This window comes from Betaproteobacteria bacterium, assembly GCA_016720925.1.
In the GTDB taxonomy this organism is placed as follows: domain Bacteria; phylum Pseudomonadota; class Gammaproteobacteria; order Burkholderiales; family Usitatibacteraceae; genus UKL13-2.
Genome location: JADKJR010000008.1, coordinates 56746 through 73385 on the forward strand (window position 1 = coordinate 56746; position 16640 = coordinate 73385).

Below are 16640 nucleotides of genomic sequence, written 5' to 3' on the forward strand. Positions count from 1 at the left end.
CATGCAGCCATGGTGGGAGCGATGGTCAAGGCGGTACGATGATGAGCTTGATCGCTTAAGCAAAGGCGGTATAACCTTTGCCAAGGATGAGCAGGAGTGGCAAAAGGGCCGGCTGGTTCTAAATCTGAGCTATACAGTCGCCGGTGAACCTCTGGAACTTGTCGCTCATTTCCCGGACACTTACCCATTCACGCGCTTCGAAATTGTCGCTCCCAAATTGGATCTTGTCCGTCATCAGAATCCGTTTGGTAAGCATCTTTGCTTGATTGCTCGTTCCACCAGAAACTGGAACATTGATGACACGCTGGCTGATTTCCTGCTTGCGCGTGTTCCCTTGCTGTTGGAGCTCGTAAAAGCACCCGCGAACTCCAACGCAGGACAGGAGGAGCCACAGGGTGAGCCGTTCACGGACTACTATCCATACGTAACTGATACCAGCGTTATGGTGGACAGTGGATGGAAACTTGATCCCAGTATTACGGCCGGCCAATTAATAGTTACAGGCAGCGCGAACCCCATATTTAGGGGGGCAGTTGTCAGGGTGACTAGAGACGGAACGACCCTGGCTGCAGCCGACCCCGCGATTGCCAAGCTTTTCACTACAACCTTTCAAGGACGCTGGGTGCGCTGGCACGAACCGATCAAAAGTGACACTTTCAAAGGAATTCTTGGTGTTATAGCCACCAAATTTCCTTACTTGAAGGTTCCCAAGTTCGGCACTGGCCGGCAGCCGCTGCCTGAGGTGATTGGCGTCGTATTCCCCGAAGAAGTCCGCCAAGGTGAGTTTGAGGACGGCTGGATATTCTTGATTAGAGACAGTCAACATGAACCATATCTTGCGCGAGCCGTCCGTGCGGGACGTATAGACGTGACGGGGCGAATACCGGAATTGCAGGGGTTGCAAGACAAGCGTTTCGCGGTCATCGGCCTCGGGGCGCTTGGCGCACTCAGCGCTATAGAACTCGCTCGGTCTGGCGTGCGCGAGCTCCGCATGGTGGACCATGATTTCGTTGAAGCAGGCACCACATGCCGGTGGCCGCTAGGGCTAACTGCTGCAGGCAAAATAAAGTCAGATGTTGTACAGAAATTTGTTTCCGCGAACTATCCTTACACTCAGGTTATCGCCTTCAATGGGTTAGTGGGTGGAGCGTTGCCTGGTTTTAAATATACCGATCGGGCCAACCTTGAAACGCTTCTTGACGTAGACCTGGTGTATGACGCAACAGCGGAAACTGGGTTGCAGTACTTCCTGAGTCGCTGCGCCTTCGAAAGTAAAATTCCATATCTTTCGGTATCAACCACCTCCGGCGCATGGGGCGGACTGCTTACGCGTATCCGGCCGGGAAAAACGGCAGGGTGCTGGACTTGTCTGCAGCATGCCTTCAACTTGAGTCAGATTCCAACACCGGCGGATGACCTAACGGGAAGTGTTCAAGTTCAAGGATGCAAGCCCCACTTTCACCGGCTCTGGTGTGGACGTCGCATCGATTGCCCTTGCGGGCGTGCGATTCGCGATATCCACACTGCTGGACGGCAAAGGGGCTTATCCATCGGTTCCATGGGACGTGCAAGTCTTGAATTTCCGGGACAACAGCGGCCAAATGATCGCGCCTCAGACGTTGACCTTTCCACTTGAGCGCCACCCCGATTGCAAGAATGATATCGCGCACGCCTAAAGTCTGGCTTCACGGCCAGGCGCATGAATCGCTACAAAAGGAAGCTACGAGCATGCTGCCACTGGAAACTGGCGGCAGCGTGTTGGGTTATTGGGCGCCACGGACGCGTGAGGTTGTGATCGTGTCTATAACAGGACCGGGGCCTGGCGCGCGGCATGAAAAAAATAGCTTTGCACCTGACTATGCGTTTCAGGATTATGAGATTGCGCAAGCGTATGAAAATTCCGGGCGAACGATAACGTATCTCGGGGACTGGCACACTCATCCTGGTGGGGGCACGGGTATGAGTGAACTAGACAGAAGAACGTTAACGCGAATTGCAAAGTCCAAAGCGGCACGAGCCACCACACCAATTATGGCCATTCTTGCTGGACCTCCCTGGGCGGTAGCCGTTTGGCATTACGAGCCGCCAGATATTCTGGCAGGCCGGTTTTGCGCCTCCATTTACCGACTTGAACTTGTCGAGAGCGATATGAATTTGGCGCATATCAAAGATGATTTCCAGAAGCATTAGGCTACGTATTGTGTGCATCCCGCCACGCTGCCGCAACAATCGCGCTTTATCTTTTTACCTCAAACCGCAAATAGTCCATCAGCCGCTTCGACTCAGCAATCTCATCATGCGGCAGAAGCAAGTATTTCCACCGCTTCGTGCCAACCTCCGCTGCGTAGTCCGAGGCGTGTTTGCACCAGCGCGCTGCGGCATCCGCCTTGGCCAGGACCTCTTGCGAGTTGACGTCGGTGCGCGCCTTGGTTTCCACCATGAAGACGATCGAATCCGTTTCCGCAACAAAGTCCGGCACGTATTCCGGCTGTTCGCTGCCGAGTTTGTAATAAATCTGAAACTGCGCCTTCGCCGGCTTGAACCACTTCAACGAATCGCGCTCCAGGATGATGCAAAAACGGCGTTCGGTATCTGAATCGAACTTCTGTAGCGGATAGAGACATCGCTCGAATCCGCCAAACAGCATCTGCTTGATGCGGCTGGTCTCGACGACTGTTTCCCGGAAGTGATGTGCCGTCTGGCCTGCTGTGGCGGTGTAGTTGCAAGGTTTCAGTTCGGTAAAACCACGACTGACCCGCACATCATACGAGGTCGCCTTATCCCAGAAATGCACCATCATCTGCGCGCGGATTTCTCGCGCAGTCACTTTCCGTTCCCGATCGAGCACGTTGCGCGCTTCGTCTTCCGACAGGTAGCTGAGCAGATGCCGCACCATCTGCCCCGCAAGGTCATAGAGTAGGTTGGCGTGTACGAAATAATCGATGTCATCGAAGTCCACCAGGGCATGGACTATGTAGTCCTCAAGCCGCGCTTCTTTCGAACCGCCTTCCGAGGCCAGGGTGAATTGCTCGTTGGTACGCAGCATTTGGCCGACGATCTCGCGCTCGCCCGGCTGCAGATGCAATTGGCTAACGTCCAGATCAAACGGATGAAAACCCGTGGTGACATCGCCTGTCGGTACCACCGCGATACGGGGAATATCGATGGTCTGCTGCACGACGATCTCGGTGGTTTTCGCGACCACAGCGGCCAGATCGATCTTGACCTCGTCCGCGATCAAGGTGCCCTGCAATGGTTTCAGCCGCTCTGTGACCTCGGCAAGAATCTGTCGCTGCACCTCCGGACTGAGCAGCGCGCTACTGGTTGGCACGAGATCGCGCTTGACCTCGTACGTGCTGATAACGTCCATTACGACACGCGCTGCATTGCGTTCCGAATCGGTCGTAAACACTGGCGCGATTGACTCTCCTCGCCCGCCTGCGGGAGAGGGGCCGGGGAGAGGGCGGTGTTCGCATCACTCAACCCCAACCGCGTCATCGCCCCCGAGCCCACTTGCACACTGACCTTATTGTCATCTGCGCTCGGCGCATCCAGGATGACCTGCTTCAACCGAATCGGCGAATCGGAGCGGTTCGCTTCGTCGATGATCTCCTGAAACTTGTCGTGCGCGACGATGTTCAACCGATCCACGGCCGCCACACCCGTACGCTTTCCATACGGCAACCGCAAACCACGCCCGATCGATTGCTCGATCAGCGTGCGCGCATTGGCGGCACGCAGCGGCACGATGGTGTAGAGGTTGGTCACGTCCCAGCCTTCTTTCAGCATGTTGACATGAATGACGATCTCGGTCGGCTCATCCACACTTTCCACGGCCAGCAAACGCGTGATCATTTCCTCTTCTTCCGCGCCGGTACGACTCGAATCCACCTGGATCGCCTTGCCGCCGTAGCGGCCTTCGAAAAGTTTTTCTTCCAACAACTCCTTCAACGCCGCCGCGTGCGTGGTATCGCGGGCAATCACAAGCATGAACGGTTTGACCACATTGACCCCGTTCTCGCGAGCGTAAGTCACCAGCTCCACTTTCGTGGTCTCGTGCAAGCGAATACCATCCTCCAGCTTGGTCTTCTCAATCTCCTCGGGCGTGTGGGCCTTGGCGTCGAAGTTGCGCTGTGTGACCACGGCAGGCTCCTTGACGAAGCCATCCTCCATCGCCCGCGCCAGCGGGTAGTCGATCACCACGTTCTTGAAAGGTACGGTCTTGCCGCTGCCCGCTTCCACAAACGGCGTGGCGGTGAGTTCCAGACCAAACAGCGGTTTCAAATCATTGATCGACCGCACGCCGGCACTGGCGCGATAACGGTGCGACTCATCCATGAGCAGCACGAGGTCGGGCAGATTCGCCAGATGATTGAAGTAGCTATCGCCCAGCACCTCCTTCATCCGTTTGATGCGCGGTTCCTTGCCGCCGCGCACCTCGGAGTTGATCTTCGAGATGTTGAAGATGTTGATGCGCACGTCGTGCGCAAAGCCCCTCGGTTGATTGTCGACTGCAGCACCGGACTGGTCGTAGTTGTCGCCGGTGATGATCAGCGGCGGCTGCTGGGCAAACTCGGCAATGCCTTTGAACACGTACTTCGGCGTATTGGGCGTGAAGTCGGCGATCAGCTTGTTGTAGATCGTCAGATTAGGCGCAAGAACGAAAAAGTTGTTTATGCCGTGCGCCAAATGCAGGTAGGAGATGAACGCCCCCATCAGGCGGGTCTTTCCCACACCGGTCGCCAGGGCAAATCACAGCGATGGAAACTCCCGCTCGAAGTCCTCCAGCATCGGAAAGTCCGCCTTCAGGCTGGCCAAGACGGCAGACACATCGCGCTCGTGACCCAGCAGTTCAGGCGCCGCGTCGAGCGCCCGCACCAGACGAGAGAGAGATTCCGCCTGTGGCGGACGAAGAGACAATCGCCCGCTGACGTGATTGAAGACTCGTGCGTTCAGGACGGGTGTATCCACTATTCGTCCTCCCCAAACAGCCCGCCCTGTCCGGGAACCACTTTCTTGCCCTTCATCTTTCTAGCTCCCTCGCCCGCTTGCGGGAGAGGGTTGGGGTGAGGGCCAGGTGAAGAGGGCGCTGCCATCGGCAAATTCGCCACATTCAAGCTGTAATCGTCATGCCCCCATTCGCACCGCGCCAACACCATCTTCGGTATTTTCTTCAACGTCAGATTCGGCCAGCGCTCCGATGCTTTTGCAGCTGCCACCGTGGAAGGCCGCACAACAAACCAGCAGACTTTGCTCACCACCCACCTCGTCCGACAACGCCTGCAACTGTTCGGCTGAAGATTCTGCGTGGTGACATAAATAAAATCGCGCTCACTGGAATGCCCGTGCTGCCACCATTGCGTTTCCGACGGTGCGTAGGTGAAGCCTTCGAGCTTGCACAGCGCCTCGGTGAGGTGCGCGGCGTTGTACTCGGGGTTGATAACCGGGTTCCCCCAGCGGTCATTGACGATCAGGCTGGGCGCGAGCTTGTAGTACCGGAAGCCGCCGCCGCCTTGCCAGTTCACTGCTTTCGTTATGCCGCCCTTGTCCTCGCCGTCGATGACTTTTTTTAGACGAGGAATGATATGCGTGTGGCAATGCTCACCTAGCTCCACCATGATCCACCGTCGGCCCATTTTGTGACCGACTGCGCCAGTGGTGCCGGATCCGCCGAAGGAATCGAGCACGAGGTCGTTGCGGTTAGTACCGATTTCAAGGACACGCTGGATCAAGCCCTCTGGTTTGGGCGTTACGAAATCATCAGCCAGCGATGAGCTACCCAGCACGGCTCGTACCTCTTTTCTTGCCGCATCGGTATGGCTCGCGTATTCATGGGACCAGAGCGTTTGCGGAACCACGCCTTGATTACGTAGCAAATGTTTATATCGCTTGAACGACGGCGTTTTGCCGAGACCGTCCCCAAACCAAATGGAAACCTTCACCCGTGCCGAAGGTGTTCATCTTTGGAATACGCCCAAACGCGCGTTTTACTTGGCAAAATCTCGTCGCCAGTATTGGGCTGGCTAATTGCGTAATACAGGTTGGGACGTTCTTCAAACGATTTGCTACAGGTGTAATCACTGTTACGGAAAACTCCCTTTTCGTCCTCGAACTTGTATTGACGATCCTTTTCTTCAGTCCTGGGGATCAAATTTCTCTGCCACTTCTCGCTCTTACGGTAAACCAGCAGATGGTCGTGCATCGGCGCAATAGATTTATGGTCGTTAGCGACGGCATATTTTTTCTGCCAAACCACGTTTGCGACAAAGTGCACACGCCCAAATACCTCATCACACAACACCTTGAGGTAATGCGCCTCGTTGTCATCAATCGTGATCCAGAGAGAACCATCATCCGACAGCAAGTGCCGGATAATTTCCAGCCGATCCCGCATCAATCCCAACCAAATCGAATGCTCCAGCCCGTCGTCGTAATGGGTGAAGGCGCTGCCTGTGTTGTAAGGCGGGTCAATGAAAGCGCATTTCACCTTGCCTGAAAACTCCGCCTCCAGCGCCTTGAGCGCTAACAGGTTGTCGCCGAAGATGAGTCGGTTGTCGAAGATGTCGGCATCCGAAACCCGATGCTTGGCGTGATAGGACTTCTCTGGGTCTTCCAGCAAAATGCGCGGCTCCAGCCGCGGGCGTTTTTCCTTGCCGATCCACGTAAGCTCGAGCTTTTGTTTGTTGGTCATCAATTACACGCTACTTAGACCCGGACACGCGCGCGTTCGCGCGCCTGCAACTGTGCACGTATCTGTGTATAGAGTCGCGCCTCTTCGTTTTCGCGGTCGCTCATACGGATCACCAACGCATAAGGTTCTTCTTCCAGCACAAACGGCGGGACGCCCCATGCAAAATCGTTTCGGGTCACCGCAATGAACAATCTATCCTTGCGGGTCCGCTTAATCGCCCAGGTAGATGCCTGCACTGTTCCGTAGGCGCGCTTCTGGGCACCGTAGGTAGTTTTGTTGCAGTTAATTTCCTTGATGCTTTCCACTTCTTCAACTGTTGCCTTGTCGAATGCGGACACGGCATCTTCAAGAGTCCCAGCTTCCACCAGTCGGAACTGGAAACGGGTGGCCTTGTAGTCGAGGCGCGTTGTCCGGACCGGCGGGCAGTGTGCGAATGCGACGGTGATTTCACGTCTCCGACTTTTTCTGGGGCCGCTGTAGAAACTCTCTGGAATCGGCACTTCGTAGAAGTGATGATGCTTGTCGATGCCCGCCGATTCAGCAATCAAAATTACCTCCTCCTCGGTGGATCGGTACAAATTTGAAACATCGACCATACCGTAGCCGACAACCTGTGCAAGTTGCTCCTCTTTCCCACCAAAAAGATCGTGGCTTGCTGCTGGAATCTTTCCGCTCGCGATCAACAGAGCGCGGAGAAGATTCATACTTGCATTGGGTACTTCAGTCAACAATCGAGCAGCAGCATGAGCGACATGAGGGGCCGCGAAACTTGCCTGCTCTTTCGAGAGCAATCGTCCCTCAGCAAAACCCTTTTCGGTGGACAATTCACCCATCCACCGATTTGACACCTGATCGGTACGGGGATCGATGGCTTGGTTTCCGCCGTATGCGACAAGTTCCGGCTTTATGGCACCCTTTACAGAGAAACCACACCGCGTGAATGATGATGGCTGGTCTCTTTGTGCAATCGGGTTTCTGCCAAGTCATTTGGCCAGCGCCATGCCTTGTGGCCCCGATCCCAGCGTGCAAGACTTCCAACTGTAAGCGCGTTTAAGGCTGGCGCTGGATCGATCAGCCTGGCTTCGTCTCTGAAAAGGTAATGCGGATATTCGTTTTTCAACCAATCGATCGGTATATCCACGAAGTTTCCCGTCGGTACGACAAAGAGCACATCCAATTCACGCGCCAGCCGGTCCAGCGTGTACGCAAGACCACCAACTCGCCCTCCAAGGTATGGTTTATTTAGGTTCCCGTAGGAAAGGTTAAAGACACGGCAGCCATAGTTCTCGTGAAAATACCTTACTGCTTCATCGACGATATTTTCAATGAATCGCGCGTCGGATTCGGCATTGTGATCGAGCACGCGCCCGCACAATAGACGCAACTGGGGAATGAACTCCTTGGCCTGGGCACATGCTTCGACATCCCCATAAAGCGCGATGCCGGCCACCAAGGTCCCATGACCGTCCTGGTCATGGGAAGCTTTGTCAGGAAGCAAGAAGCCCTGTGCATCGCCCAACGACGGTGCGAGCAATGGGTGTCCTTCGGCAATGCCGCTATCAAGTACCGCGACCAATGGGGCATCACCCGGTGGCGCGGCTTGCCTCACTTCCTGAATATCGAGCGTCATGATATCCAGTTCCAATCCCAGTCGTGGCGGCAGGTCGGCCGTGCGGACGTCGCGATGTGTCAACACAGATTCAGCTTGTGCCCGGTGGAGTCGTAGCCGATAGGCGACAACGTCTTCTACGTCGATACGATCCAGTATTGCGACCCCCTCTTTCCGCAGCCACGCATTGAAGGCTATTGTCATTACCTCGCGCTTGTCGCGTCGCCCAAGGGGCCACAACTCCACATCAAGGATGAAAGGCTCCTGAATCGGTAACCCTTCGCGCCTCAACGCCCAGCCCATGCGATCTTCGGGCGTCCAGTGATCGAATGCTTCTAATGCATAGAGGATGTTGGCGTACTTGGGCTTCTTACCATCAACAAGTTGGCTAAGTCTCGCCTCAAATTCATCAAGTGCATTCCTGTCAGCAAATGCAAGCGCGTAGCCACCATCTTCTTGGCTCACAACCTCAACGCCGGGGAACGCTGTTTCAATTTGCTCGGGTGGCATCACTCCAACTTTGAGTTTGAAAAGCGGCCTGTCGTCAAAACCGCCAACGTCGCGTTCTGATTCCTTAATCGCGGTGGTCAGACTCTCTTGAAGCCTGCGCGCATGGGCAGGCACATCCGAAGGCGGCGGTGCAGGGCGAAAAGTACCCGGACGCTTTTGCTTGACTGGTTGCTCGCGCTCAATCCTTAGGTGCGGATAGGCCTCCATCACTTGTTACAAGGCGCCTGACAATTGACGCTTTCTGTTCAACTCACGCTGCTGAGCTTTTTCAATATGGCGAAGTTGGAGGAACTCCTGCCCTTTCAGAATCATGTCCTTGATCGCATGCCGTAACACGCGCTCCACGTCGGCGTGGGACATTTCCGCGAAATATGGAAGAACCCGAGTGTCTTCCAATTCAAAGTCTCGCCGTACACCGCGCAATTTGATAGTCAGAAGCTGCGCAAGCTGCGCTCGCGTAGGTAGGTCGAATATAAGCACTTCCTCAAAGCGTCGCCAGATCGCAGAATCGAGCATGCCTTCGTGGTTAGTCGCTGCAATGATGAGGCTCTTGCCCTGATAGGCGTCAAGCATTTGCAGCACAGCGTTGACCACGCGCTTGAGTTCGCCGTGTTCGCTGGTATCCGACCTCTCCTTACCTAAAGCGTCAAATTCGTCGAAAAGCGCCACCATCGGAGTCGAATCGATAAAGTCGAAGACCTTGCGCAGATTACTGGCCGTTTCGCCCAAGTATGAAGACACCACACTGTCAATCCGAATGAGCGCGAGCGGAAGGTTCAGTTCCGTGGCCACGACCTCTGCCGTCAGAGTCTTGCCGCAACCGGGCGGGCCGCAAAATAGCATTTTGTCTGCGGGACGTAAGCCGTAACTTCTGAGCACATCAGCGCGGTGGTGTTGTTCGAGTATGTCTTCGATGACCTGCTGGTTTTCTTCGGAGAGAACGACTTCTTCCATACCGCGCGCAGGATCGCGAAGACTGAGGAGCGGCAGGCCCCGCTCTTGATCCACAGGGATGCGTTCCGCGAGTCCGCGAGTAGCGGTTGATATAGTGCGAAGGCTACCGCCATAAAGGATCTGCTCCAGGTCGTTGGCGAGCAAATGATGTTGCTTTTGGCGCTCCTCGCGGATAATGGCTTCGGATGCTTGACGGAAAGCAGATGTGTCTCCGGTCGCTCCCGCTTTTACCAATTGCCTCAATATCTTGCCGCTGGCCATGACGCTCCTCCTTCACTGAATCGAATCTGTTTAGTAGTCTACTATCTGCGCTGACTCATTGGACAAGTAACGCACGTTACGCAGCTAAACAGTTGTACCGTCTTCAAGTGCGGGAAAACTTAAGCCCTCAATCTCCTGCAGCGACTTCCCCGCAATCCCTTGTAAATCCCCATACATCCCCACCGTCGCCCCCATCACCCGCTCAATCTGCTCTTCGCGTTTCGCCCATTGCTTCGTGATGGCTTTCTTTTCCTTATCGAGGTCCTCCTGCATGGTGGAAAACGCTTCTACGATGGCCTCCACGCGCTGGCGGAAACGCGGGCCAGTAAGGTATTGGTAGACCATTTCCGTTTTGGTCTGCTGACCTTCGGTGACCTGCCGCGCAAGGGCAAGCTCAAGCAATGACTGGCGCAAGATCATCGCCACCGGCAACGCGGCGCGCGGGTGCGTAACCCAGACGCCCTCTACCATTTCGAAGGTTTCAACGCCCTTCGGCAGTACCTGGCTCACGATCACGGCAATTTCCGCCTTCGCGGTTCGCTGATCATCGCGAAGTTTTACCAGCCAGGCATCGCTCCAGTTCTTGGTGCGCTTGAACTCCCACAAGATGGTGCCGCCCGACTGGCCGCTCGTGCCTACGACACGGTGCAGCACATCCCCGCCATATTCGCCTTTGGGTACCGGCTCGATAGTGTCGAAGGGGAATTTCGCACGCAACAGGTTTTCAAGTTCCAGTTCCTGCACTTCGCCCTGCAGTTGTTGTGAGCCCTGTTCGGCCCGCCGCTTGAGGTCCTCGATCTGTTTCTGCATCGCGGCAATAGTGTTCTCCTTTCTCCATCACCTTGAGCTTCTGTTCGTCCTCGGCTTCTTTCCTGGCTTGCTGGCGGGTGGCGTCGAGCCTTCCTGCACCCGCTTTTGAACGGTGAGTTCCAGTTCACGTTTGGCGTCGTCGAGTTCGCGCTGTTTTACAATCAGCTCGGCCTGCGCCTTCTGTGCCTCGGCCAATTTTTCTTCACGGCTTTTTAGCACTTCTTGCAAGTCGGCCACTTCACGGGTTTTCTGGTCGAGGTCGGTTGCGGCGGCTTGCTTGGCTTTCTTGGTCTCCTCCGCCGCGATTCGGGTTCGATCCTCTTTCAGTTGCGCTTCAACCTGATCGGCCACTTGTTCATCAAGTGTGCTTTTGGCATCGGCCAGCAATTTTCCTTCTCGCGCATGGCCTGCTCGCGCGTGGCAATGTCGCTGTCTTTCTGCGCCAGTTGTTGCTCGAATTGCCGGCGAGTGGATTCGATCAGCGGCGCGGCCAGCGATTCGGTGAGCTTGATTTCCGTCTTGCAGTGCGGGCAGGTGATGGTGGGTTCGGTCACGGCTCGCCTCACTTATCCTTGGGCTTTTCGCTGGCGTCACCCAGTAAGCCACCTGCTTCACGCTCATCCAGCGTGAGCTTCGGGGTCGCGGTCTTGACCCGCTTTCACTTCTGATGTGTTCGCAGGCGGAATCTGTTCCGGCAAAGTGCCGCCAATGCGCTTGATGGCATCGCGCACTTCCTTGCCGACGTTTTCATGGGTCTGAATTGCGTGAGACTGGTTGCGAATATTGTCGCGCGCCAACTTGTCGCGGGTCTGGGTCATGCGGAACTGGTTGGCCGCCAGTTCGGTCGCGTTCATGCGGTCGAGCAGGTTGTCCTTTTCGGGAATGGACTTGCGCTGTTTGATGGACTCGCGCCCCAGGCCGCCATAGAGACCCTTGTAGCCGGCGTCGTGGAATACGCCGAACATTTTGCTTTGCACGCCGGCATCTTGCGCGGCGCCGGATAATGCCTTGAATTCTTCGGAGGTTTGCTTTCGCAATTCCAGCCGTTCCACATCGGCCGCAAGTTGATCGGAAAGCTCCTGGCGGCGGGTCTGGATGGCAAAGTATTGCTGTGCCCGCGCGATTTCCGGCTTGCGAGGGTCGCCATTCTGGGCGATGAGGTAACAGGCGAAGCGGGAGAGCTGGTAATCATCCACCATCTGGACGGCACCTTTACCCCCGGTGATCGGTTTGCCGGCGCCGGCAAAGTGATGCTCAGGCGGATTTCCCGATTCTTTACAAGAGGTTTTGGCGCGCTCAATGGCCTGCTCGAAACGCCGCCACTGGCTATAGCCCAACATGGGCTGCAGGGCGCGGGCGCTCCAGTATTCCGCGCCATGTTCGTTGACCTGTTTCAGTTCTTCAAACGACTTGCCCGCGATCGTCACTTCATTTTTCTTCGGCATTATTTCAACTCCCATTCGATCGTGAACAATACTCGTTCTTCGACCTGTTGTTGCAGTTGCTTTTCCAACTGGGCGATCAGGTCATTGCGCTGGGCCTCGACTTCGTCCTGGCGGTTGAACAGTTCGCGCCGCAGCTTGGTGCGCTTGCCTTCGAGTTCGCGCTGGTGCTTCTGGTGCGCGAGCTTTTCTTCCAGTGACGGTGAGACGGCCGCGGTGCGGCGCACTTCCTTGATCTCGACATCGATCGCTCTGATTTCCTGCTCGAGGCCGAGCTTCAGGTCGTCGGCCCAGGCATCGAGTTTCTCGACCTCCTGCTGGAAGTAGCCGAGGTTACGCTGGTTGATCTCACGCAGCAGGCGCTGCTTGCGCGCTTCCCCCTCCGCGGCCAGCGTGCTATCGCCGGCGGTGAAGAGGCAGGCAGTTTGTTGTTGTGCCGGAAAGCGGAGCAACCTCTCCGGATCGTCCTCGGCCAACGCGACACCGCCGGCCGTGGTGGCGGCCACGATCAGGTGCTGTTCCTGCTGGCCGAGTGCTGCAACGGAAAGCAGGCTCACGGAGAGCCAGCCGGTCTGCCCACGATAGGCCTTAAGCGTGGTGACCTGGCTACCGTAGCGGTCGTAGTCGAACACAAGGCGCGTCGGTAGTGTCGCAGGCCTTGGCCTGTTCGATGATCCACACGGCAAGCGGGTGTCCAACACGGTAGAGGTGTGCTTCACCGCTACGGCGCGGCAGTTCATAGCGACCGAGATCGACGCTGTCGAGTTCGGCGCCGGGAGAGCGAGTCAACGTAAATCCGTCTTGATCGAACTTAGCAACTCGCCCAGTTCGGCCTCGGTCAGGTCCATCAACATCCGCTCATAACGGTTCAATGCGGAGCGGCTGTCCGCGGCGCTCACCCGGAGTTTGTCCTGGACGTCTTCGTCGAAATTCTCCAGCAGCAGTTGCCGGGTCTTTACCATGGCCTCGGATATTTCACCCGACAAGTCGAGCTGCAACTGCTCGAAGCTGGCCTTGATCGCTTGGGGATCGCGGCAGTTCTGGTAGATGTCGGCGATGCGGCGCTCGAAATCCACGCCCGAGCCGATGGCGCCCAGTACCTCGTCGCTGGCGCCAAAGACGCCCTCAAACAATTGGAATTTTTCCGCCAGCAATTGATAGACACGGGCGTCGGCCTCGTTGCTGCGGTCGACGAAGTTCACCACCACCACGTCGTGCTTCTGGCCGTAGCGATGGCAGCGACCGATGCGCTGTTCGATGCGCTGCGGATTCCAGGGCAGGTCGTAGTTGATGACCAGCGAGCAGAACTGCAGGTTGATGCCCTCGGCCCCGGCCTCGGTGGCGATCATGACCGTGCCGCGTTCCTTGAAATGCTCGACCAGGGCAGCACGGGTATCGGCGGTTTTGGAGCCGCTGATCTTGTCCGTGCCTTTGTGGCGCTCTATCCATTCTTTGTACACGGCTTGTGCGCGCGGGTCGCTATTCGTGCCGTTAAAGAGCACGATGCCTTCGCCATAGGAAGTATCTGCCAGCAGGGACAGCAAGTATTCCTGCGTTCGGCGGGACTCAGTGAAGATGATGGCTTTCTTGGCCGCACCGAGTCGATCCAATTCGGCGAACGCTCGGGCAAGCGCCGTCAGTAACGCCTTGCCTTTGGTGTTGTCGCGGATATTGGTGGCGAGCGTCTTGAAGTGTCGAAGTTCTTCGATTTCCTGGACGACCGCAGCGCGTTCATTCCTCACTGCCGACTCGTCATTGGCGGCGAGTTCATTCAACTCGTCGGCGGTTTCGTCGAGCGACTCGTAGTCTTCATCCAACTCATTGGCGAGATCGGGAACATCCGGCGCGTCATCGAGCAACGCCTGCAACCGCTTGGCCATCGTTTCAAGCGCACCCGCGATGGCGTGGCTTGATGAGGCGAGTAGTTTCCACAGCACCAGGGAGATCAGTTGACGCTGGCTGTTCGGCAGCGCCTTCAGGTTTGGCCGACGGAGGTATTCCGCCACGAGATGGGAGAGTTCCCTTTCTTCTCTCGATGGCGTGAACTCTTCAACGATGGCGCGCCGCGCGGTGAAGGGTACGTATTGCTGCACTTGCCGGCGTAGCGTGCGCTTGCAGATCGGCGCGATGCGGGCGCGCAATGCTGCGTGCGTCTGGTCTCGATTTGACTGGCTGAATTGAACGCGAAAACTTTCCAGATCGCCAAAGACACGATCATCGATCATGCTCACCAGGCCGTAGAGTTCCAGCAGCGAATTCTGCAACGGCGTGGCGGTCAGCAATACTTTTGAGTGAACACGCGCCAGCGCTTCTTTCAGCGTCTTGGCAATGACATTGCTGGTCTTATAAACGTTGCGCATGCGATGCGCTTCATCCATGACCACCAGATCCCAGTTGATAGCCTTAATATCTTCGGCCTTGGACTTTGCGAACTGGTAAGAGCAGATCACCGGGCCCGTCGATATCAGGAACGGATTCTGGCTCTCTTGTTTGCGGAAGGTGTTGTAGTTTTTGGATTCCAGAATCAGAGATTGCAGAACAAACTTGTCTTGCAATTCCTGATGCCACTGCTTGCGCAGGTTGGCCGGAACGATGATCAGGATGCGGCGGCGACGTTCAGCCCAGCGCTGAGAAATAACGAGGCCAGCCTCGATGGTCTTTCCTAGGCCAACTTCGTCGGCGAGGATGACACCACGCGATAGCGGATTTCGGCAGGCAAACAATGCGGCCTCAACCTGATGCGGATTAAGGTCAACCTGTGAATCCACCAGCGTGGATGCCAGCGATTCCATTGAGTCACTCGCGGCACGACGCGTCAGCAACCACGCGTAGTACTGGCTTTGGTATGGCGTGAGTGGCTGGCGCGTCATGACTTGGTCAGGCAAGAGTCAACGATTTCAAACGGTTGATAGAAATGTGGCAGCTGGCGAAATTGCCAACCAATTTCAAACGCCATGAATGCGTTCCCGGCGCCATTGTCATGTGGCTAATGACGGGAAAAACATTCGGTTTGTGTTTTTTGGCATACTCATGTGGGAAGAACGCGCATTTTCCGGAGACACAACCCTAACTATAAGGCGGCTGGCCTCCTACGTTAAGGATCGGCTGCCGGTGGCGTCATAAGAAGTCATTCCCGACGTCAGCCAGAGGTCTCTCGTCAACTTCATTGACCTGGACTTTACCGGCGCAAGAAATTCACCTTGAAGCAGGTGCACAGTCGCCGTGGGTTCGAACTCAGGCAGAGACGGGGCGGTGATATAAGAATGAGCCGCAAGAAAGAGAATCTACTCGAATTGCTGATAGAAGCACCATGGTGGATCAATATTGTTTTGGCGATTCTCAGTTTCGTTTTTCTTCGGTGGATAGTTCCCGCCATGCTCGGCAGCGAAGGCGCCGGAAAGATATTGGGTAACTTGTCTTCCCAGTTCTCGACATGGATTTCACTGCTTTTCGCCCTAATGGCGGCTGCATCATGGCTGCGCGAAATTTTCATGCGCCGCGGAAGATCAGTCCAGTCCGCTAGCGGTGGTACAGAATCGACGTTCGGCCAGCAATACGACAAGCCGGGCAAGGAAACACGAAGAGTCAATTCTTTGCTGGCAGTTGCGCCGGTTGATGCGAAACCGCTATCTTGGAGTGTCGAACTGCTGCGCGAGCTTGAGTGGAAGCGATTTGAGGCGGTTGGCGCGGAGTTATTTCGGGAGTTGGGATTCCGCGCTGAAATGCTGTCAAAGGGGCCTGACGGCGGGATTGATGTGAAGCTATATAAGGATAGTGATGTTGCCCCGGCCGCCATCGTGCAGTGTAAGTCATGGAAAGCACGACAAGTAGGCATCAAGCCGCTGCGGGAGTTTTTGGGCGTGATGACACATGAAGGGGTGACTGAGGGCATCTTTCTCGCGGCGTTTGATTTCACGCAGGAAGCGGTGGAATTTGCCAAGGCCAATAGAATTGATGCCGTCGATGGCAAACGCTTCTTTCAAATGATCGACACATTGAGTATCGAGGCGCAACAAAAACTGCTTGGGGTAGCGACCGAAGGCGACTATAAGACACCGAGTTGTCCAAGCTGTGCTATCAAGCTCGTACACAGATCAAGTAGCCATGGAAATTTCTGGGGCTGCGCGAATTATCCGCGTTGCAAATACAAAATGAACATCGCGTAACTGTGTATGTACCAAGCAGAATGCGCGTTGATCCGTTTGCGCGTGTTTTCGTCGCCGATCGGCATTCGAAAAGTTTTGAACTACTCTGGTCGTTTGAAGGTTATGACAGCGGGCGCACACCATTGCCGGAGATCGCAACAGTTCAAGTGCTGACACTGCAGTCGGTCAGTCCGCCAAGAATTCGAGGGTTGAGAAAC

General features: G+C 55.8%; 7 protein-coding genes and 4 pseudogenes. 3 read left to right on the forward strand and 8 right to left on the reverse strand.

Annotated features, from left to right (window positions below; translation table 11 throughout):
- Position 1 precedes the first annotated feature (1 nt).
- Together IPP88_13250 and IPP88_13255 are read left to right on the forward strand one after the other, a co-directional pair.
- Positions 2-1636, forward strand: coding sequence for a ThiF family adenylyltransferase (locus IPP88_13250; GenBank protein MBL0123643.1), 1635 nt, complete (start codon positions 2-4; stop codon positions 1634-1636).
- 92 nt (positions 1637-1728) lie between these two features.
- Entirely contained in the window at positions 1729-2190 is a 462-nt protein-coding gene (locus IPP88_13255) for a Mov34/MPN/PAD-1 family protein (protein ID MBL0123644.1), read from the forward strand.
- Positions 2191-2236: 46 nt separating this feature from the next.
- Here IPP88_13255 and IPP88_13260 read toward each other — a convergent pair.
- From IPP88_13260 to IPP88_13295, 8 genes and pseudogenes are all read right to left on the reverse strand, one after another.
- Positions 2237-4956: pseudogene (locus IPP88_13260) on the reverse strand (DEAD/DEAH box helicase family protein).
- 14 nt (positions 4957-4970) lie between these two features.
- Positions 4971-6691 (reverse strand): annotated as a pseudogene (locus IPP88_13265) (site-specific DNA-methyltransferase).
- A 14-nt stretch (positions 6692-6705) separates the two neighbouring features.
- Entirely contained in the window at positions 6706-7659 is a 954-nt protein-coding gene (locus IPP88_13270; GenBank protein ID MBL0123645.1) for a S8 family serine peptidase, read from the reverse strand.
- A complete protein-coding gene (locus IPP88_13275; protein MBL0123646.1) occupies positions 7608-9017 on the reverse strand; it encodes a S8 family peptidase in 1410 nt (469 codons plus the stop codon). The genes IPP88_13270 and IPP88_13275 overlap by 52 nt, the downstream gene beginning before the upstream one ends.
- A 6-nt stretch (positions 9018-9023) precedes the next feature.
- Positions 9024-10025 carry an ATP-binding protein gene (locus tag IPP88_13280; protein ID MBL0123647.1) on the reverse strand — a complete coding sequence of 334 codons (1002 nt, stop codon included), beginning with the start codon at positions 10023-10025 and terminating at the stop codon, positions 9024-9026.
- 84 nt (positions 10026-10109) lie between these two features.
- Positions 10110-11389 (reverse strand): annotated as a pseudogene (locus tag IPP88_13285) (DUF2130 domain-containing protein).
- Between the two features lie 63 nt (positions 11390-11452).
- A complete protein-coding gene (gene dinD / locus IPP88_13290) occupies positions 11453-12256 on the reverse strand; it encodes a DNA damage-inducible protein D (GenBank protein MBL0123648.1) in 804 nt (267 codons plus the stop codon).
- Between the two features lie 23 nt (positions 12257-12279).
- Positions 12280-15147, reverse strand: a pseudogene (locus IPP88_13295) (DEAD/DEAH box helicase family protein).
- 393 nt (positions 15148-15540) lie between these two features.
- Between IPP88_13295 and IPP88_13300 the strand changes: the two are divergent.
- Positions 15541-16443 carry a restriction endonuclease gene (locus tag IPP88_13300; GenBank protein MBL0123649.1) on the forward strand — a complete coding sequence of 301 codons (903 nt, stop codon included), beginning with the start codon at positions 15541-15543 and terminating at the stop codon, positions 16441-16443.
- Positions 16444-16640: the final 197 nt, after the last annotated feature.

Bases quoted from the DNA above. Each gene is read 5' to 3' on its own strand.
- IPP88_13250 (MBL0123643.1), top strand. From the start codon at position 2: ATGCAGCCATGGTGGGAGCGATGGTCAAGGCGGTACGATGATGAGCTT.
- IPP88_13255 (MBL0123644.1), top strand. From the start codon at position 1,729: ATGCTGCCACTGGAAACTGGCGGCAGCGTGTTGGGTTATTGGGCGCCA.
- IPP88_13275 (MBL0123646.1), bottom strand. From the start codon at position 9,017: ATGGAGGCCTATCCGCACCTAAGGATTGAGCGCGAGCAACCAGTCAAG.
- IPP88_13280 (MBL0123647.1), bottom strand. From the start codon at position 10,025: ATGGCCAGCGGCAAGATATTGAGGCAATTGGTAAAAGCGGGAGCGACC.
- IPP88_13300 (MBL0123649.1), top strand. From the start codon at position 15,541: ATGAGCCGCAAGAAAGAGAATCTACTCGAATTGCTGATAGAAGCACCA.